13 protein-coding genes are annotated in these 19566 nt (G+C 75.6%); 4 read left to right on the forward strand and 9 right to left on the reverse strand.

The window, feature by feature from the left end; all coding sequences use genetic code 11:
- Positions 1-136 precede the first annotated feature (136 nt).
- From E7Z53_RS07610 to ftsY, 8 genes are all read right to left on the reverse strand, one after another.
- A complete protein-coding gene (locus E7Z53_RS07610; protein WP_176337505.1) occupies positions 137-826 on the reverse strand; it encodes a response regulator in 690 nt (229 codons plus the stop codon).
- Entirely contained in the window at positions 823-2331 is a 1509-nt protein-coding gene (locus E7Z53_RS07615; protein ID WP_095650549.1) for a sensor histidine kinase, read from the reverse strand. The genes E7Z53_RS07610 and E7Z53_RS07615 overlap by 4 nt, the downstream gene beginning before the upstream one ends.
- A gap of 67 nt (positions 2332-2398) precedes the next feature.
- Entirely contained in the window at positions 2399-3706 is a 1308-nt protein-coding gene (locus E7Z53_RS07620) for a hypothetical protein (RefSeq protein WP_052133100.1), read from the reverse strand.
- Positions 3707-3777: 71 nt separating this feature from the next.
- Positions 3778-4263, reverse strand: a complete 486-nt coding sequence (locus E7Z53_RS07625; RefSeq protein ID WP_017833764.1) for an NUDIX domain-containing protein — start codon at positions 4261-4263, stop codon at positions 3778-3780.
- A 7-nt stretch (positions 4264-4270) separates the two neighbouring features.
- Positions 4271-5854, reverse strand: a complete 1584-nt coding sequence (ffh, locus tag E7Z53_RS07630; RefSeq protein WP_017833765.1) for a signal recognition particle protein — start codon at positions 5852-5854, stop codon at positions 4271-4273.
- 199 nt (positions 5855-6053) lie between these two features.
- Positions 6054-6392 (reverse strand): P-II family nitrogen regulator, encoded by a 339-nt coding sequence (locus tag E7Z53_RS07635; RefSeq protein ID WP_017833766.1) that lies wholly within the window; start codon positions 6390-6392, stop codon positions 6054-6056.
- 51 nt (positions 6393-6443) lie between these two features.
- Entirely contained in the window at positions 6444-7757 is a 1314-nt protein-coding gene (locus E7Z53_RS07640) for an ammonium transporter (RefSeq protein WP_081615781.1), read from the reverse strand.
- 208 nt (positions 7758-7965) lie between these two features.
- Entirely contained in the window at positions 7966-9111 is a 1146-nt protein-coding gene (gene ftsY, locus E7Z53_RS07645) for a signal recognition particle-docking protein FtsY (RefSeq protein ID WP_052133099.1), read from the reverse strand.
- A gap of 82 nt (positions 9112-9193) precedes the next feature.
- Between ftsY and E7Z53_RS07650 the strand changes: the two genes are divergently transcribed.
- The gene (locus E7Z53_RS07650) at positions 9194-10429 is read left to right on the forward strand and encodes an MFS transporter (RefSeq protein WP_017833769.1); all 1236 of its coding nucleotides are present in this window, start codon (positions 9194-9196) and stop codon (positions 10427-10429) included.
- Between the two features lie 25 nt (positions 10430-10454).
- Here E7Z53_RS07650 and smc read toward each other — a convergent pair whose 3' ends face one another.
- Positions 10455-14150 (reverse strand): chromosome segregation protein SMC, encoded by a 3696-nt coding sequence (smc, locus tag E7Z53_RS07655; RefSeq protein ID WP_176337506.1) that lies wholly within the window; start codon positions 14148-14150, stop codon positions 10455-10457.
- A 324-nt stretch (positions 14151-14474) separates the two neighbouring features.
- Between smc and E7Z53_RS07660 the strand changes: the two genes are divergently transcribed.
- From E7Z53_RS07660 to E7Z53_RS07670, 3 genes are all read left to right on the forward strand, one after another.
- On the forward strand, positions 14475-15500 hold the full coding sequence (locus E7Z53_RS07660; RefSeq protein ID WP_176337507.1) for a 3-oxoacyl-ACP synthase III: 1026 nt from the start codon (positions 14475-14477) through the stop codon (positions 15498-15500).
- 134 nt (positions 15501-15634) lie between these two features.
- The gene (locus E7Z53_RS07665; protein WP_176337637.1) at positions 15635-18322 is read left to right on the forward strand and encodes an alpha/beta fold hydrolase; all 2688 of its coding nucleotides are present in this window, start codon (positions 15635-15637) and stop codon (positions 18320-18322) included.
- Positions 18319-19494, forward strand: a complete 1176-nt coding sequence (locus E7Z53_RS07670; RefSeq protein WP_017833170.1) for an NAD-dependent epimerase/dehydratase family protein — start codon at positions 18319-18321, stop codon at positions 19492-19494. The genes E7Z53_RS07665 and E7Z53_RS07670 overlap by 4 nt, the downstream gene beginning before the upstream one ends.
- Positions 19495-19566: the final 72 nt, after the last annotated feature.

A 19566-nucleotide genomic window follows, 5' to 3' on the forward strand; every position in this document is an offset into this window, starting at 1 on the left:
TCCTCCCGGTGGGTGCCGGGCGGCTCGTGGTCAGCCTACGAACGCGGGGGCCCCGGCGGATCCCCACCCGGGCGGAGTGCGGGCGCCCCGGGGAGCGGGTCGCGGCCGGCGGCCTCCGTCCCGGGGCGGAGCCCGCTCAGCCGACGAGGCCTGCCCGGTGGGCGAAGACGACGGCCTGCACCCGGTCCCGGGAGCCCGTCTTGGCGAGGATGTTGGACACGTGCGTCTTGACGGTGGCGGGCCCGAGGAACAGCCGCTGGGCGATCTCCGCGTTGGACAGCCCGTCCGAGACCAGCAGCAGCACCTCGTGCTCCCGCTCGGTGAGGGACTCGACGACCCGGCGCCGGGCGGGGTCGGACGGCAGGGGGTCGGCCGGCGCGGGAGCGGCCTCGGGGGCGGGTGCCGGGGCGTCCGCGGTCAGGGCCCGGATGACGCGCAGCGTGGCCTCGGGGGCGAGCAGCGCGTGGCCGCCGGCCACGGCGCGCACGGCCTCCACGAGGTCGTCCGGGTCGGCGTTCTTCAGCAGGAACCCGCTGGCCCCGGCGGCGAGCGCGTCGAAGAGGTAGTCCTCGCGGTCGAACGTGGTGACGATCACGACCTTCGCGCACCCGGTCCCGACGATCCGGCGGGTGGCCTCGATGCCGTCCATGACCGGCATCTGCACGTCGAGCAGGGCCACGTCCACGGCCCCGTCGCGGGCGGCGGCGACGGCCTGCGCGCCGTCGGAGGCCTGGGCCACGACCTCGATGTCGTCCTCCACGGACAGGACCATGGCGAAGCCGGAGCGCACGAGGGCGTGGTCGTCGGCGAGCAGGACACGGATCATGCCTCCGATCCTCGCAGAATCCCGTCCGGGGCGCCGGAGGCGGCGCCGGCGGCCGCGTCCGGGGCGTCCTCCCCGGTGCCGCCGGGGGGCAGGGGGCAGCGGGTGCGGACCCGCCAGCCGGGCCGGCCGGAGCGCGGCCCGATCTCCGCCTCGCCGCCGTGCAGGCGGACGCGCTCGCGCAGCCCCTGGAGGCCGAACCCGGTGCCGGCGGTGCCGCGGCGGGGCGAGCCGTCGTCGAGGACCTCGAGCTCGAACCACGGCTGCCCCTCCGGGCCGCGGCCGGTGCGCAGGGTGACGGACGCGGTGCCGGCCGTGGAGTGGCGGATCACGTTGGACAGGGACTCCTGGGCGCACCGGAAGACGGACAGGCCGAGGGCCGGCGGGATCCTGTCCAGGTCACCCGGGACGGCCTCGACGGTGCGGACGTCCACCGCGAGCCCGTTGTCCGCGTGCCGGCGGGCGAGGGCGTCGATGTCGGCGAGGCCGGGGTCCGGCCGGCGCGCGGCGTCGGGGGCGCCTCCGCCCGGGCCCGGGGCGCCCTCCTCGCCCTCGGCGCGGAGCACGCCGAGCAGCTGGCGCATCTCCCCCACGGCGGTCCGGCTGGACGCCTCGATCGTGCGCAGGGCGGTCGTGGCGGCGGCGGGGTCACGGTCCAGGACCTTGCGCGCCGCCCCCGCCTGGATGCCGATGACGGACACGTGGTGGGCGACGACGTCGTGCAGCTCCCTGGCGATGCGCAGCCGTTCGTCGACGACGGCGCGGCGGGCGATCTCGGCGGACTGGTCCCGGATCCGCTGCGCCTGGGCCGCGAGGCGGTGCTGCTGCAGCGCGGCCCGCCAGGACGCGCGCCCGGCCAGCACCGCCCCCCCGAAGTACACGGCGTTCACGATCAGGGTGTACACCGCGTAGGACGGCAGCTGGGGCAGCGGCCCGTCGACCTCGCCCAGACCGGAGAGGAAGTCCGCGTAGGCGTTGGTGATGGTGAAGGCGCCGAGCAGCCACAGCCCCATGGTGCCCACGACCACCGACATGGCGACCCACAGGGCCTGGCGGTCGCGCGACCAGGCGACGGCGGCGTAGAGGGCCGCGAAGTAGGCGCCCTGGAAGGGCAGCGTCATGGCGGCCGTGGGGCTCGCGTACGTCAGCCCCAGGAACAGCGCGGAGGACGCGACCACGACCGGCAGCGGGAAGCGGCGGCGCACGGCGAGGGGCACCACGATGAGCACGGTGCTGAGGTAGAAGCGCCAGGGCTCGTCACCCTCGGCGAGCCCCGCGTAGCTGTGCAGCAGCACGGAGGCGAGGAGGGTGACGAGCAGGAAGCCCAGGGCGGCCAGCACGTCGTTGCGCCGCTGGGCCGCCGTGGGCGCGGGCCGGGACCAGAACGGGTCTTCGGGGTCGTTCAGCCAGGCGGTGACGCGCACCGCGAGCGGAGCGCGCCGGACGGGGGCCGGGTCCGGTCCCGCGTCCGGGTCGGTGTCCGGGTCGGTGGTGGGTCGGGTGTGCACGCCCCCACGGTAGCCCGCGGCGGCGGCGCGGGACTTCCGCCCCGCGGGGGATCCTGCGGGGGCGCTCTCAGCCGCGGTGCAGGCCGAAGAAGCGGCGCAGGCGTGCTCGCGAGCCGGGGGCTGCGGAGGGCTCGGAGAGCTGGGCGGCGGGCCCGGGGGCCGCGGGCCGCTCCTCGTTCCGCCGGCGGCGCGCGCCGCGCAGGGCGGCGTAGTAGGCGCTCTCCGCGGCGGCGTCCGCGAGCAGCGCCGCGGAGAGGGTGCCGAGCACGCGCGCCCCGGCCCCGCCGCGCCGGGCCGCGCCGGCGAGCCCCACCCCGAGGGCCGTCTCGGTGCCGGCGACGGCCAGCAGCAGCTCCGGGCGGCGGACGAGGGCCCGCTGGTACCGCGCGAACAGCCCGTCGCCGGTGGGCTCGGTGGTCATCCCCCGCAGCAGGGCCGAGCCCACGCCCGTGGGCTCGTAGTGCTCGGCGCCCTCGGTGGCCGTGAGCTCCCGGTGGCCCTCGACGACCTTGGCGGCGAGCACGGGCAGGCCCAGCAGCTGCAGGACGGACTCCAGGACCAGGTCGGTGGACTCCCCCAGCACGTAGTTGCGCAGCCGGTTGGTCTCGGCCGGGTCCAGGTCGAAGACGGAGGCCACGGACTCGATCTGCAGGTCCGAGGTGCCGCCGGAGCACAGCCGGACGAGGTCGCGCTCGAACCGGGCGGCCGGCGTCTGCTCGGCCTCGACGGACACGCCGCCCGCGGGGAGCCAGTCGGGGCCCCACTCGAGGGCGCACACGGCGTCGGCCGCATCGAGGTCGGTGACGGACGCCGGGTCCTCCCCCGCGAGCAGGACCTCGAAGGAGCGGGTGGCCCCGTCCGAGGACAGCGCCACGGCGGTCTCGGCGAGACCGGTGCGCACGGCCCAGAAGTCGACCTCGGCGTCGAAGACCACCACGGACCAGCCGTGCCGGGACACGGCGGTGAAGCCGGTGCCGGACAGGGCCGCCAGCACGGGCAGCTCGGGGGCGTCCAGGTGCACGAGCAGCACCCGGCGCAGCCCCGGGTGCTCGGGCTGGAGCTGCTGGCCGGTCATCCGCACGAAGGTCTCGGAGAGCTCGTCGAGGGTGCAGCCGGGCTGCACGGAGCCGTCCTCGGCCCCCTGCGCCAGCCGGCCCTCGGCGTCGGCGAGGAACATCAGCTGCGTGGCCCGGGGGCCCTCGGCGTAGGCGCTGATCAGGCGGTGGTGGGCGATGACCTTGCGCATCCCCTCGCAGGTGGGGCGCGGCCCGGGTCCTTCGGACGCGGTGTCCTCCGTCGCGCACAGCACCGTGGCCGGGACCAGGTCCCACGCGGAGGTGGGGGATGCGATGTCGTCGGCGGGGAGTGAGGTCATGGCGTCCATGCTACGCCGTCGCCGGGGCCGGGCCGGGGGCCCGAGGCGTGCGCCCGGTGGCCCCGGGGCGCTCAGCGGGGCCCGTCGACGAGCTCGGCCGTGGTGCCGTCCTCGAGGGCGGCCAGGCCCGCCCGCAGGCGGCGGGCCAGTCCGGGCCGCAGGTACCGGTCCAGGTCCTCCGGCGCCGTCCAGCGGTGGCTGAGCAGCTCCTCCTCCTGGATCGTGATGGGCGTGTCGGCGCCGATGACGCCGCCGTCGTAGACGAAGGAGACCGAGTCCCCCCACAGGCCCATCGCCACGCCGTGGTGGACGACGAGCAGCCGGCCCTCGGGCAGGTGCAGGCCGACCTCCTCGACGACCTCGCGGAAGCACCCGGTGCGGGGGTCCTCCCCCGCCTCGACGGTGCCTCCGGGCACGGTCCAGTCGGACTTGTAGTTGGGCTCCACGAGGAGCACGCGGCCCTCGGGGTCCCGGATGAGGGCCTCCGCGGCGAGGCGGCGGGTGGGCAGCGAGTCGACGAACTGCTTCAGCTCGGTCTCGGACAGGTAGGAGCTCACGGCGCGATCACTGCCCCAGGAACTTCTCGAAGCCCTTGGGCAGGTTCAGGTCCGCGGGGTCCGGCTGCCCCGGTGCCGCGCCGAACGCCGATCCGGCGGGCGCCTTCTGCTTGCGCTGCTGCTCGAGGGCCGCGTTCTCCTGCGCCCGCTTGGCGGGGTTGCCGGAGCGGGACCCGCCCTTCTTCGCGGCGCCCTTGCCCTTGCCCTTCTTCGGGCCGCCGCCCGCACCGGGCATGCCGGGGATGCCGGCGGGCATGCCGGGCACGCCCTTGCCCTGGGCCAGGCGCTTCATCATCTTCTGCGCCTGGGCGAAGCGCTCCATGAGCTGGTTCACCTCGGAGACGGTGACGCCCGAGCCCTTCGCGATGCGGGCGCGGCGTGAGCCGTTGATGATCTTGGGCGCGACCCGCTCGTGCGGGGTCATGGACCGGACGATGGCCTCGACGCGGTCGATCTCGCGCTCGTCGAAGTTCTCGAGCTGCTCGCGCATGCCGGCGGCGCCCGGCATCATCATGAGCATTTTCTTCATCGACCCCATCTTGCGCAGCTGCTGCATCTGCGCGAGGAAGTCCTCGAAGGTGAAGTCCTCCTGGTCGGTGAACTTCCGGGCCATCTTCTCGGCCTCGTCGCGGTCCCACTGTTTCTCGGCCTGCTCGATCAGCGTGAGGACGTCGCCCATGTCGAGGATGCGGGACGCCATGCGGTCCGGGTGGAACTGCTCGAAGTCGTCGACGTTCTCCCCGGTGGAGGCGAACATGATGGGCTTGCCGGTCACGGAGGCCACGGACAGCGCGGCGCCGCCGCGGGCGTCGCCGTCGAGCTTGGACAGGACCACGCCGGTGAAGTCGACGCCCTCGTTGAAGGCCTGGGCCGTGTTCACGGCGTCCTGGCCGATCATGGCGTCGATGACGAAGAGCACCTCGTCGGGCCGGACGGCGTCGCGGATGTCGCGGGCCTGGTCCATGAGGGCCTCGTCGATGCCGAGGCGGCCGGCGGTGTCCACGATGACCACGTCGTGCAGCCGCGCGCGGGCCTGGGCCACGCCGTCCCGGGCGACCTGCACGGGGTCGCCCGTGGGGTCGTCGAACTCCGAGGTGGTGCCCGGGTGCGGGGCGAAGACCGGCACGCCGGCGCGCTCGCCCACGACCTTGAGCTGGGTGACCGCGTTGGGCCGCTGGAGGTCGGAGGCCACGAGCAGGGGGCGGTGGCCCTGGCCCTTGAGCCACTTGCCGAGCTTGCCGGCCAGGGTGGTCTTGCCGGCGCCCTGGAGGCCGGCGAGCATGATGATCGTGGGCCCGGTCTTGGCCATCCGGATCCGGCGGGTCTGGCCTCCGAGGATGTTCTGCAGCTCCTCGTTGACGATCTTCACGACCTGCTGGCCGGGGTTCAGCGCCTCGGAGACCTCGAGCCCGAGGGCGCGCTCCTTGACCGCGGCGGTGAACTCCCGCACGACCGGCACGGCGACGTCGGCGTCGAGCAGGGCGCGGCGGATCTCCCGCACGGTGGCGTCGACGTCCGCCTCGGTCAGGCGTCCCTTGCCTTTGAGGTTCTTGAAGGTGGCGGTCAACCGGTCGGACAGTGAATTGAACACGGGTCGAAAGCTGCTTTCGTCGAGGGAGGCGGCCGGTGCCCCGCGGTCTGCGCCGCGGGCCGCGGCCCGGCCCGGTGTGGCGGGTCAGTGTCCAAGGTTAGCAACTCCGGGCGGCGCGGGGCCCGCCCCGTCGCCGTGCGGGGACGACGACGGCCGGCCCCCTCCCGGTGGAGGGGGCCGGCCGTCGGGACGGGTGGGGTCAGAGCGCCGTCTCGTCGCGCTCGCCGGTGCGCACGCGCACGGCCTGGTGCACGTCGGTGACCCACACCTTCCCGTCACCGGCGCGGCCGGTGTTCGCGGAGGAGACGATGACGTCGACGATGTCCGTGGCCTGGTGGTTGTCCACGAGGATCTCGACCCGGACCTTCTCGAGCAGGTCCACCGTGTACTCCGCGCCGCGGTAGACCTCGGTGTGCCCGCGCTGCTGCCCGTAGCCGTGCACGTTCTGGACCGTCATGCCCTGGACGCCGTAGGACTCGAGGGCGGACTTGATGTCCTTGAACTTCTCGGGGCGCACGATCGCGGTGACGAGTTTCATGGAAGGGATGCCTTTCGTGAGGAGGGAATGCGCCGGCGGTCGCCGCACGGCTCAGCTGTGCACCGGCTCGGAGCGGCCGGGCTCGAAGGACGAGGCGTCCTCGCCCGCGGCGTGCCGGCCGGGGCTGAAGGAGCCCGTGGCGTCCCCGGCCAGGGCGTAGCCGGACTCGGCGTGCTGGGTGATGTCGATGCCGTCGATCTCGTCCCGCTCCGTGATCCGGAAGCCGATGGTCTTGTCGATCGCGATGGCGATGACGAAGGTGAGCACGGCGCAGTACAGGACAGAGACCAGCACCGCGACGACCTGGGTGAGCAGCAGGCCGAAGCCGCCGCCGTAGAACAGGCCCGCGGTGCCCTCGGAGGGCAGCGCCACGAAGCCCAGGGCCACGGTGCCGACGATGCCGGAGACGAGGTGCACGCCGATGACGTCCAGGGAGTCGTCCATGCGCAGCCGGTACTTCAGGCCCACGGCGAGGGCGGAGCAGATGCCGGCCACGAAGCCGATCACGATCGCCCAGACCGGGGAGACGTTGGCGCAGGCCGGAGTGATGGCCACGAGCCCGGCCACGGCGCCGGAGGCGGCGCCCAGGGAGGTGGCGTGCTTGTCGCGGATGCGCTCGGTGAGCAGCCAGCCCAGCATGGCCGCGGAGGGGGCCACGAGGGTGTTGATCCAGATGAGGCCGGCCTGCTCGGCGGTGCCCGCGGCACCGGCGTTGAAGCCGAACCAGCCGAACCACAGGATCGCGGCGCCGAGCATCACGAGCGGCAGGTTGTGGGGGCGCTGGCTCGGGTCCTTGCCGAAGCCCTGGCGGGCGCCGACGATCATGATGAGGATCAGCGCGGCCACGCCGGCGTTGATGTGCACCACGAGGCCGCCGGCGAAGTCGATGGCCTCGCCGATCGCGGAGCCCACGGCGCCGTCCTCGGTGAGCAGCCCGCCGCCCCAGACCATGTAGGCCAGGGGGGCGTAGACGAGCGTGGCCCAGACGGGCACGAACACGGCCCAGGCGCCGAAGCGGGCCCGGTCGGCGATCGCCCCGGAGATCAGGGCGACGGTGATGATGGCGAAGGTCCCGCCGTAGGCGGCGCCGAGGAGGTCCTCGGTGCCCATGATGTCGGCCAGGGCGAAGGACGGCACGGGGCTGCCCGTGAGTCCGCCCAGCAGCGGGTCCCCGCCGCTCATGGAGTAGCCCCACAGGACCCACACCACGGAGACGAACGCGATGGAGATGAAGCTCATCATCATCATGTTCAGGACGCCCTTGGCGCGGGTCATCCCTCCGTAGAACAGGGCCAGTCCGGGGGTCATGAAGAAGACCAGGGCTGCCGCCACGATCGTCCACACGTGTCCAGCGGTGATTTCCACGATGTGCACCTCTCTCTGAAGCTTGTCAGGTCACCGGTGCCACTGGCCCGTTCCCCGAGGGGCCGTCCGGTGCTCACCGTTCACTGTCGAGTCTCCGAGAGAGATGTTTCGCCTGCCGCCGCGCGGGGTTGCGGACATGTTTCACGCCCGCCGCCATGGTTACGAGCACGTGAACTGCGGCGGGCGTGTGGGGGAAAAGGGGGACGGATCAGTCGAGCAGGGCGTCCACGAAGCTCTCGGGCTCGAAGGGCGCGAGGTCGTCGGGTCCCTCGCCGAGGCCGATGAGCTTGACCGGCACCCCGAGGCTCTTCTGGATGGCGACCACGATGCCGCCCTTGGCGGTGCCGTCCAGCTTGGTGAGGACGATGCCGGTGACGTCGACCACCTCGGCGAAGACCCGCGCCTGGGTCATGCCGTTCTGCCCGGTGGTCGCGTCGATGACGAGCAGCACCTCGTCGACGGCGGCGGCCTTCTCCACGACCCGCTTGATCTTCCCGAGCTGGTCCATCAGCCCCGCCTTGTTCTGGAGCCGGCCGGCGGTGTCGATCATCACGACGTCCACCTCGTGCTCGATGCCGGCGGTCACGGCGTCGTAGGCCACCGAGGCGGGGTCGGCGCCCTCGACGTGCGAGCGCACGGTGGGCACGCCCACGCGGGCGCCCCAGGTGGAGAGCTGGTCGGCGGCCGCGGCGCGGAAGGTGTCCGCGGCGCCGAGCACCACGTCCTTCTCCTCGGCGACGAGCACGCGCGCGAGCTTGCCCACGGTGGTGGTCTTGCCCACGCCGTTGACGCCCACCACGAGGACGACGGCGGGGACCGGCCCCTTGCGCTCCACGGCCAGGGACCGGTCCATCGACGGGTCGACCAGTGCGAGGAGCTCCTCCCGGAGCATGGCCTTCACGTGGGCGGGGTCGTTGGTGCCCTCGACCTTGACCCGGCGCTGGAGGGCCTCGACGAGGGCCATGGACGAGTCGGTGCCGAGGTCGGCGAGCAGCAGCGTCTCCTCGATCTCGTCCCACACGTCCTGGTCGATGCGGTCGCGCGAGAGCAGGGCCAGCAGGCCCTTGCCGAAGACGTTGTTGGACCTGGCCAGCCGCCCGCGCAGCCGCGCCATCCGGGACGCGGCGGACTCGGGGCGGTCGAGGGCCGGCCGGGTGTCGGCGGGCGGGACCGGAGCGGTGCCGGGCTCCAGGTCCCCGGGGGCCGCGACGGGGCCGCCCTCGAGGTCGTCGGGGTCCCGGGTGGAGGGGTAGCCGCCGCGGGGCGCCTTGGGCCCCCGCAGCAGGACCAGCCCGAGCAGACCGAGGACCACGACGGCGATGAGCACGTATGCGAGAACGGGTATCGAATCCACGTCGCCCAGCTTCTCACACCGCCCGGTCCCCGGGCCGGGGGCCGCGGGGCCGGGCCGCCGCCCGGGGTCCTAGACTCGACGGGTGCCTGTCCAGCCCGCCGCCGCCGCGCCCGAGCGCGACCGCGTTCCCCAGCAGATCACGGTGCTCATCGCCGCCGCCTTCGTCATCGCGATCGGCTACGGCATCGTGGCCCCGGTGCTCCCCCAGTTCGCCACGACCTTCGGGGTCGGGGTGGCCGCGGCCTCGGCCGTGGTCAGCGTCTTCGCCGTGGCCCGTCTCCTCTTCGCGCCGGCGGGCGGGCGGATCCTGAACCGGATCGGCGAGCGCCCGACCTATGTGACCGGCGTGCTCATCGTCGCGCTGTCCTCCGCGGCCACCGCCTTCGCCCAGACCTACTGGCAGCTGCTGCTGTTCCGGGGCCTCGGCGGGATCGGCTCGGTGATGTTCACGATCTCGGCGATGGGGCTGATCGTGCGGCTGGCGCCGCCGCGGATGCGCGGGCGCGTCTCGGGCTACTACGCCTCTGCGTTCCTGGTGGGCGGGGTGCTCGGCCCCGTGGTCGGCGGCCTGCTCGCCGGCTTCGGCATGCAGGCGCCGTTCCTGATCTACGCGGTGTCGCTCCTGGTGGCCGTGGCCGTGGTGCACTTCCGGCTCAAGGACGAGGTGCTCGGCGCCGGCGCGGACCGCCGGAACCAGCCGGTGATGACCGTGGCCGAGGCGCGCCGGGTGGGGGCCTACCGCTCCGCCCTGGTCTCCAGCTTCGCCAACGGGTGGACCGCCCACGGGATCCGGGTGGCACTCGTGCCGCTGTTCGCGGTGGCCGTGCTGGGGGCCGGCCCGGCCGTGGCCGGCCTGGCCCTGGCGGTCTACGCCGCGGGCAACGCGATGACCCTCCCGGTCACCGGCCGGCTCACGGACCGGTTCGGGCGCAGGCCGCTCGTGCTCTCGGGCCTGGTGCTCAACGGGGTCGCGACCATGGGGCTGGGCCTGGTCCAGGACGTCCCGTGGTTCGTGGTCCTCTCGCTCGTGGCCGGGATGGGCTCCGGGACCCTGAACCCGGGCCAGCAGGCGACCGTGGCCGACGTCATCGGACCGGACCGGGCCGGCGGACCGGTGCTGGCCCGGTTCCAGATGAGCGCCGACGCCGGGCAGATCCTCGGCCCCGTGGTGGCCGGTGCGCTGGCGGACGCCGCGGGCTTCGGCTGGGCCTTCGGGGTCTCCGGGGCGATCATGCTGCTGGCCGCCGGGGCGTGGCTGCCGGTGCGGGACACGATGGAGCGGCCCGAGACCCCGCCCGTGCGCGGCGCCGGGCAGTAGCGCCCCGGGCACGAGCACGGCGGGCTCAGCGCAGCTCGGCGAGCCGCTGCCCGATCACGGTGGTCACGCCGTCCCCGCGCATCGCGACCCCGTAGAGGGCGTCGGCGATCTCCATGGTCCGCTTCTGGTGGGTGATGATGATCAGCTGCGAGGTCTCCTGCAGCTGGCGGAAGATGCTCAGCAGCCGACCGAGGTTGCGGTCGTCGAGGGCCGCCTCGACCTCGTCCATGACGTAGAAGGGCGAGGGGCGGGCCTTGAAGATCGCCACGAGCAGCGCGATCGCCGTCAGCGACCGCTCCCCGCCGGAGAGCAGGGACAGCCGCTTGATCTTCTTGCCGGCCGGGCGCGCCTCGACGTCGATCCCGGTGCTGAGCATGTCCGTGGGGTCGGTGAGGCGCAGCCGGCCCTCCCCGCCCGGGAACAGGGTGGCGAAGACGCCCTCGAACTCCCGGGCGGTGTCGGCGTAGGCCTCCGCGAAGACGCGCTCCACGTGCTCGTCGACGTCGCGGATGATGCTGCGCAGGTCCTGCCGGGAGCGCTTGAGGTCCTCGAGCTGCTCGGCCAGGAAGCGGTGGCGCTCCTCGAGGGCGGCGAACTCCTCCAGCGCCAGCGGGTTCACCCGCCCCAGGGAGGCGAGCTCCTTCTCGGCCCGGCGCAGCCGCGCCTCCTGCTGGGCGCGCACGTAGGGGGCGCCTCCCGCGGCCTCGGCCGGGTCGCCGGACGCGACGCCGAACAGGGCGTCCTGGCCGTCCTCGGCCGCCGCCGGCGCGTCGTCCTGCGGCGCCCCGGGGGCGCGGTCGGAGCCGGCGCCGGCGCCGGGGTCGAGGTCGGGGTCGGGGATCAGCAGGTGCGGTCCGTAGTGCTCCACGAGCGCGTCCGGGGTGAGCCCCAGCTCCTCGAGGGAGCGGTCCTCCAGGGCCTGGATCCGGGCGCGCTGCTGGGTGCGGGCCAGCTCGTCCCGGTGCACGGAGTCGGTGAGCCCGGCGAGCCGCGCGGCGAGCCGGTCGTTGGCGGCGCGCAGGTCCGTCAGCTCCGCGTCCAGCCCGGCGCGGACGGCCTCGGCCCGGTCCCGCTTCGCGGCGGCGACCGCCGCGGACGCCGCCACGAGCTCGAGCAGCTGCTCGGCGCCGGCGAGCACCGCCTCGGCGTTGCGGGCCTGGATCCGGCGGCGCCGGGCCCGCCGCTCCGCCTCCTCCCGCGCCCGGCGCTCGGCGGCGGAGGCCCGCTCCTGGGACGCGGCCCGGTTGCCGAGGGCCCGGGCCTGCTCCTCGAGGGAGCGCAGGGCGAGCCGGGCCTCCGTCTCCGCGGTGCGGGCCGTCGTGGCGGCCCGGTGCAGCTCGTCGCGGCGGGCGGCGGCCTCGAGCTGGACGGTCTCGGTGTCCTCCTCGCCGTGCTCCTCGGCGGCCCCGAGCCGCTCGGCGGCCTCGCGCAGCCGCTCCTGCTCCCGGGCCAGGTGCTCCCGCGCGGCCGCGACCTGCTCGTCGTAGCGCCGGGTCTCCGCCTCGGCCGAGTCCAGCACGGCCCGGACCCGGGAGAGCTCGGACGCGGCCCGGTCCGCCGTGCGCTCGGCGGCGCGCAGCAGCCCCGCGGTCTCCTCGGCGGCCCGGCGGGCGGTGTCCCGCGCCGCGGCCGCCGCGCCGGAGGCGGCCCGCGCCCGGTCGAGGGCCGCGCCCAGCTCGGCCCGCTCCGCCTCGGCGGCCTCGGCCGCGGCGCGGGTCTCGAGCGTGCCGGCCGCCTCCGCGGCGCCGCCCCAGGCGCTGCTGCCCGTGAACACGTCGCCGCCCCGGGTGACGGCCGTCAGCTCGGGCCGGTCGGCCACGATCCGGGCGGCCGTGGCGGCGTCCTCCGTGAGCACGGTCGCAGCCAGCAGGGCCCGGACGGCGGCCGCTCCGCGCCGCGCGTCGTCGTCGCCCGGGCCGGCGCCCTCGCCGTCCCGCAGCACCGCGGCGGCGGGCCGGACCCCGGGACGGTCGGGGAGCGCCGGGGCGGGGCCGGACCGGTCCGGGGCGCCGGCGGCCACCAGCAGGTGCACCCGGCCCACGCCGTCGGCGCGCAGGGACTCGAAGACGGAGACGGCCGCGCCGTGGGAGCGCACGGCGAGGGCCTCGGCGAAGGGGCCCATGGCGGCGGTGACCGCCCGCTCCCAGCCGGGCTCGACGTCGACGAGGTCGACGACGGCGCCGAGCACGGCGTCGGCGTGCCCGTCGAGGACCGCCGCGGAGCCGTCGGGCTGGCGCAGGGCGGCGCGCAGGGTCTCGGCGCGGGCGCGCTGGGCGTCGTGGGCGCGCAGCAGCTCCTGGGCCGCGGCCTCGGCCTCCCGAGCGGCGGCGCGGGCGCCGGCGGCGGCCTCGGCGTCCTGCTCGTGGCGGGCGCGGGCCCGTTCGGCGGCGCCGGCCGCGTCCTGGGCCGCGAGCGCCAGGCTGTCCGCCTCGGCGCCGGCCTGCACCCGGCGCCGCCCGGCGTCCGCGTGGGTGGTGTGCAGGCGGGAGAGCTCGTTCTCGGCCGCCTCGACCCGGGAGCGGGCCGCCGCGACCGCGCCGGTGAGCCGGGCCGTGCCCTCCCGGCGGTCGGCGGCCGCCCGGAGCAGACCGGTGACCACGCCGTCCTGGTCGCGCGCCGCGGCCTCCGCGTCCTCGCGCTCCTGGATGGCCTCGGCGAGGGCGTCGACGGCGTCCTCGACCTGCTCGAGGAGCTGGTGCTGCTCCTCGCGGGTGCGGGCCGCCTGGGCGTCGAGCCGGTCCGGGTCCCGCCCCGGGTCCGCGGGCTCGGCCGCGGACCCGAGCAGCCGGCGCCGCTCGGCGGCGAGCGAGGCGAGGGACCGGTAGCGCTCCTGCACGGCGGTGAGCTGGTACCACGTGTCCCGCGCGGTGTTCAGGGCGGGGGTCGCCTCGGCGGCGCGCGCCTCGACGTCGGCCTGCCGGGCGCGGCCGGCGTCGAGGGCCTGCTCGGCCTCGGCGCGCTCGGCGCGCAGCCGGCGCTCGGCGTCCTCGTCGACGGCGAGGCTCGTGCGGGCCTGCACGAGGTCGTCGGCCAGCAGCCGGGCGCGGGCGTCGCGGACGTCGTGCTGGATCCGCTGGGCACGCCGGGCCGTCCTGGCCTGCCGGCCCAGCGGGGTGAGCTGGCGGCGGATCTCGGCGGTGAGGTCCTCGAGCCGGTCGAGGTTGGCCTGCATCGCCTCGAGCTTGCGCAGCGTCCGCTCCTTGCGGCGCCGGTGCTTGAGGACCCCGGACGCCTCCTCGACGAAGCCGCGGCGCTCCTCCGGGGTGGCGTGCAGGATGCGGTCGAGCTGGCCCTGGCCCACGATGACGTGCATCTCCCGGCCGAGCCCGGAGTCGGAGAGCAGCTCCTGGATGTCGAGCAGCCGGCACGGCCGGCCGTTGATCGCGTACTCGGAGCCCCCCGAGCGGAAGAGCGTGCGCGAGATCGTGACCTCGGAGTACTCGATGGGCAGGGCGCCGTCGGCGTTGTCGATGGTCAGCGACACGTGGGCCCGGCCGAGCGGGGCCCGGCCGGCGGTGCCGGCGAAGATGACGTCCTCCATCTTCCCGCCGCGCAGGGACTTCGCGCCCTGCTCCCCCATGACCCACGCCAGGGCGTCCACCACGTTGGACTTGCCCGAGCCGTTGGGGCCGACGACGGCGGTGACCCCGGGCTCGAACTCGAAGGTGGTGGCCGAGGCGAAGGACTTGAACCCCCGCACGGTCAGGGTCTTCAGGTGCACGGGTGTCCGGTCTCCTGGGGTGGGCGTGGCGGGCAGGGGGTCGCCACCACTGTACTCGCGCGCCGCGACGGCCCCGCGGCCGCCGGCCGGGCGCCGCGCACCGGAGGGAGCGCCGGCCCGCCCGGAGCGGGCGCGGGCGGAGACGAGGAGCGGGGACGAGGAGCGGAGAAGATGATCAGCCTACAGAGAAACGACCGGGCCCCGGCCGGCGCCGCGGAACCGGCCGGTAGACTGACCGCGACCAGCACGACCTGCCCTCCCCGCGACCGCGCCCTCCGTGGGCGGGCCGGGGCGTCGGCGAGACCCTAACGAAAGCCAGAGACCTTGACCGGTAATTCCTCGATCCGTCACCGCAACCCCGCCCTCCTGGCCATCACCAAGGTCGAGGCGGACGAGGTGGTGCCCTCGTCCCACGCCGACGAGGTCCTGGCGGACACGTTCGCCCGGCTGAAGATGCCGAAGGGCCTGCTCGAGCGGCTCGCGGGCGTCAACGAGCGGCGCGTCTGGGCCCCCGGGCGCCACTTCACCGACGGCGCCGTGGAGGCGGGCGAGGCGGCCCTCGCCCGCGCGGGCGTGCGCCCGGACCAGGTGGGGCTCCTGATCAACGCCTCGGTGACCCGCGACGGCTACGAGCCCGCGGTCTCGGTGTCCGTGCACCACCGGCTCGGCCTGGCCCCCTCCGCCCTCAACTTCGACGTCACCAACGCGTGCCTGGGCTTCGTCAACGGGCTCACGATCGCGTCCACGATGATCGACGCGGGCGCGATCGACTACGCCGTCGTCGTCGCCGGCGAGGACCCGACCCCCTGGCACCGCGAGACGTACGAGCGGCTGCAGGGCCCGGACGTGACCCGGGCGGACGTGGTGCGCGAGTTCGCCACCCTGACCCTCGGCTGCGGCGCGGCCGCCGCCGTGGTCGGCCCCGCCGACCGGCACCCGGAGGGCCACCGCATCGCGGGGTCCGTGACCCGGTCCGCGACCGAGCACCACGGGCTGTGCATCGGGGGCTTCGACGGCATGTACACCGACGCCACGGGGCTGCTCAAGCACGGCGTGGGACTGCTCGCGGACGCGTGGCACGACGCGCACGAGGACGGCTGGGACTGGGCGGACATGGACCGCTACATCGGCCACCAGGTTTCCATGTCTCACACCAACAAGCTGTTCCAGGACGTCGGGATCGACCCGGAGAAGTTCCCCCTGACCTTCCCGTTCTGGGGCAACGTCGCGGCCGCCGCGCTGCCGATGACCCTCGCCCTGGAGGCCGAGCGGCTCCGGCCCGACGAGCGCGTGCTGCTGCTCGGCGTGGGCTCCGGGCTCAACGCGACCTACATGGAGATCGACTGGTGAACCGCCGGCGCTGACGCCGCGCCCGCCCGAGACACCCCGCACGAGACGCACCCTCGAGGAGCCCCACGACCATGGCACGCACACGACCGTCCACGACCCAGCAGCCCGGAGGGCCGGACGCGGCGCGGCTGCCCATGACGGAGGTCCCCCTGCCCGGGGTGGACCCGGCGTGGTCCCGCACGGTCACGGTGGCCTCGACGGCCCCCGTGGAGCCGGTCCCCGGCCGGCGGCGCCGCTGGCACGTCCTCGACAACGCGGCCTCCCTGGAGGCCGCCGGCCTCACCCCGCGGGGCACGGTCCTCGCCGTGCACGGCAACCCCACCTGGTCCTACCTGTGGCGCGACGTGCTGGCCGCCGGGACGGACCCCGCGAACCCCTGGCGGGTGATCGCCGTGGACCAGCTCGACATGGGGTTCTCCGAGCGGACCGGGCTCTTCCGCCGCCTCGACGACCGGGTCCGCGATCTGGGCGACCTCACGGCCGAGCTCGGCCTGGACGCGAGCGAGGCCCCCGTGGTGACCCTCGCCCACGACTGGGGCGGGCTCGTGTCCTCCGGCTGGGCCCTGGAGCACCAGGACGTCCACCGCGCCACGATCCTCACCAACACCGCCGTCCACCACGACAACGCCGAGCGGATCCCCGCCTCGCTGCGGCTGGCACTGGCCCCGGCCGCGCACGGGCTGCTCACCGAGCGGACCACGAGCTTCCTCGACGTGGCCCTGGCACTGGCGGAGCCGTCCCTGTCCCGCGAGGTGCGGGCGGCCTACCGGGCGCCCTACGCCACGCGCGCCCGGCGGGAGGCGATCCGCAACTTCGTGGCCGACATCCCGGCCGCCCCGGACCACCCCTCGCACGCCCGCTACGAGCAGATCGCCGCCGGCGTGGCCGCCCGCGAGGTCCCCGCCCTGCTGCTGTGGGGCATCGGCGACCCCGTGTTCCAGGAGCGCTACCTGCAGGACCTCGTGCGCCGCATGCCGCACGCCGACGTCCACCGCTACGAGGGAGCCCTGCACCTGCTGCCCGAGGACCGGGACGTCGCGATGCCGGTGCTGGCCTGGCTCGCGGACCGCTTCGGCCCCGGCCCCCGCCGCCGCGAGCTGCACCTGCAGCGGCGCGCCGTCTCCCGCGGCGAGCACGTCCCCTTCCCCGCGGAGCTCGACGCGCGGCGGGCCGACCTCGGCCTCGCCGTCGTGGACATGGCCCCCGCCTCCGGGGACGCGGGCGCGGGGGCGCACGCGGCCCCGGTGCGGGCGAGCCTGAGCTGGGCGGAGCTCGCCGACCGCGTGGACCGCCTCGCCGCGGGGCTCACCGGCATCGGGGTGCGCCCCGGGGACCGCGTGAGCCTCATGGTGCCGCCGGGCTCCGACCTCACCGCGCTGCTCTACGCGTGCCTGCGCATCGGCGCCGTCGTCGTCGTGGCGGACTCCGGACTCGGCCCCAAGGGCCTCACCCGGGCGCTGCGGGGGGCCGCCCCGGCCTGGCTCGTGGGCATCCGCAGGGCGCTCGTCGCCGGCCGGGCCCTCGGCTGGCCGGGCACCCGGATCTCGCTCGAGGCCCTCGACCCCGTGTCCCGCCGGGCCCTCGGCGTGGCGCACGACGTCCCCGCGCTGCTGGACTCGGCACCGCGCGCCGACCTGCCCGCCCCGGACCCGGACGCGGACGCCGCGGTGCTGTTCACCTCCGGGTCCACGGGCCCTGCCAAGGGCGTCGTCTACACCCACCGCCAGCTCTCCGCCATGCGGGACGCCGTGCGCGGCACGTACGGGCTCGCCGCCGGCACGGGGCTCGTGGCGGGCTTCGCGCCCTTCGCGCTGCTGGGACCCGCCATGGGCACCACGTCCGTGACCCCGGACATGGACGTGACCGCGCCGAAGACCCTCACCGCCCGCGCCCTGGCCGACGCCGCCTCGGCCATCCAGGCCACGGCCGTGTTCCTCTCCCCCGCGGCGATCGCCAACGTCCTCGCGACCCGGCACGAGCTCGACGAGGGGCAGCGGCGGGCGCTCGAGCTCGTGGAGCTCGTGCTCTCGGCCGGGGCACCCCTCCCGGAGCCGCTCCTGGAGCAGCTGCAGGAGCTCGTACCCGCGGCGACGCTGCACACCCCCTACGGGATGACCGAGGGGCTGCCCCTCACGGACGTGACCCTCGGGACCATCCGGCAGGCCGGCCGGGACAGCGCGGGATCCGCCGTGGCCGGCGCCGGCAACGGCGTGTGCGTGGGCACCGCCGTGCACGGCGCAGAGCTGGGGGTCACCGCCCTGGGCCCGGACGGCGTCCCCGACGACGGGATCATCACCGAGCCCGGGGTCACCGGCGAGATCGTCGCCCGCGCCCCGCACGTCAAGGACCGCTACGACCGGCTCTGGTACACGGAGCACCTCAGCACCCAGCTGCCCGGCTGGCACCGCACCGGGGACGTCGGGCACTTCGACGCCGCCGGGCGGCTGTGGGTCGAGGGCCGCCTCGCCCACGTCATCGTCTCCGCCGGCGGCGTGCTGACGCCGGTCGCCGCGGAGCACGCGGCCCGGACCGTGCCCGGCGTCGGCCGCACCGCCGTCGTCGGGGTCGGCCCGGCGGGCACGCAGGTGCCCGTGGCCGTCGTGGAGACCGTCCCGGCGGCCCCGCGCCCGGGCCCCGCCGACCCGCTGCTCTCCGGTGCCGTGCGCGCCGCCGTGCGCGAGGCCACGGGCCTGGACCTCGCGGCCGTGCTCGTGGTCCCCGAGCACCCCACCGACATCCGGCACAACTCCAAGATCGACCGAGCCCTGCTGGCCGGATGGGCGGAGTACGCCCTGGCCGGAGGAAGGATCAGGAACCCGTGAACGGCAAGCACCGCCAGGACGGCACGCACGACGACAAGGTCCCCGCCTACGACGCCTCCGTGACGGAGGGCGCCCCGCCGGCCGGCACCGGCAGCCACGAGGTGGAGCGCGGGCGGCAGGAGCTGTCCGGCGACGGGCGGACGGTGCTCGTCACCGGCGCCTCCGGGATGCTCGGGGAGCACGTGGCGCGGCTGCTCGCCGCCCGCCACTGGACGGTCCGGCTGCTCCAGCGCCGGCACGCGCCGCTGGCCGACCAGCCGAACGTCGAGGAGGTCCTGGGCTCGGTCACGGACCCGGACGCCGTGGCGCGGGCCATGGAGGGCGTCGACGACGTCGTGCACCTCGCCGCCAAGGTCTCCTTCGCCGGGGACTGGGACGAGTTCGTGCTGACCAACGTCACCGGCACCCGCGTGGTCCTGGAGACCGCGCGGCGGGCCGGCGTGGACAACGTGGTGTTCGTCTCCTCGCCGTCGGTCGCCCACACGGGCGACTCCATCGTGGGCGAGCCCGCCCGGGCGGCCGACCCCGTGCACGCCCGCGGCAACTACGCCCGGTCCAAGGCCGCGGCCGAGCTGCTCGCGCTCGAGGCCGACGGCCGTGGGATGCGCGTCACGGCCGTGCGCCCGCACATCGTGTGGGGCCCCGGGGACACCCAGCTGGTCGAGCGGATCGTCGACCGCGCCGCGAAGGGGCGGCTGCCGCTGCTGGACCACGGGGCGGCCCTGATCGACACCACCTACGTGGACAACGCGGCCGAGGCGGTCGTGCGGGCGCTGGAGCGGATCGAGTGGGCGCACGGACGGGCGCTGGTGGTCACGAACGGCCAGCCCCGCACCGTGGGCGAGCTGGTGGCGGGTTTCTGCCGGGCGGCCGGCGTGGAGCCGCCCACGCGCAGGGTCCCCGGCGTCCTGGCCCGCCTCGCGGGCACGGTCATCGAGAAGGTGTGGGCGGTCCGCCCGGGGGCGGACGAGCCGCCGATGACGGCCTTCCTGGCCGAGCAGATGTCCACGGCCCACTGGTTCGAGCAGCAGAGCACCCGCGAGGTGCTCGACTGGACGCCGTCCGTGACGGTCGAGGAGGGCATGGCGCGGCTGGCCGAGTACTACCGGACCCACCCCCTGGGCGCCCACGACGCCCCGATGCCCGCCACCGGGTCCACCGCCGCCCGCTGATCCCCCGCCGCGTCGGGCGGCGGGCCGGTCGGCGGTCTGCGCGCGGCGCACCCCCGGGGCGGCCGCACGTGC

Source organism: Kocuria salina, assembly GCF_013368965.1.
GTDB classification, from domain to species: Bacteria; Actinomycetota; Actinomycetes; order Actinomycetales; family Micrococcaceae; genus Kocuria; species Kocuria rosea.

Bases quoted from the DNA above. Each gene is read 5' to 3' on its own strand.
- E7Z53_RS07610 (WP_176337505.1), bottom strand. From the start codon at position 826: ATGATCCGTGTCCTGCTCGCCGACGACCACGCCCTCGTGCGCTCCGGC.
- E7Z53_RS07620 (WP_052133100.1), bottom strand. From the start codon at position 3,706: ATGACCTCACTCCCCGCCGACGACATCGCATCCCCCACCTCCGCGTGG.
- E7Z53_RS07635 (WP_017833766.1), bottom strand. From the start codon at position 6,392: ATGAAACTCGTCACCGCGATCGTGCGCCCCGAGAAGTTCAAGGACATC.
- E7Z53_RS07665 (WP_176337637.1), top strand. From the start codon at position 15,635: ATGACGGAGGTCCCCCTGCCCGGGGTGGACCCGGCGTGGTCCCGCACG.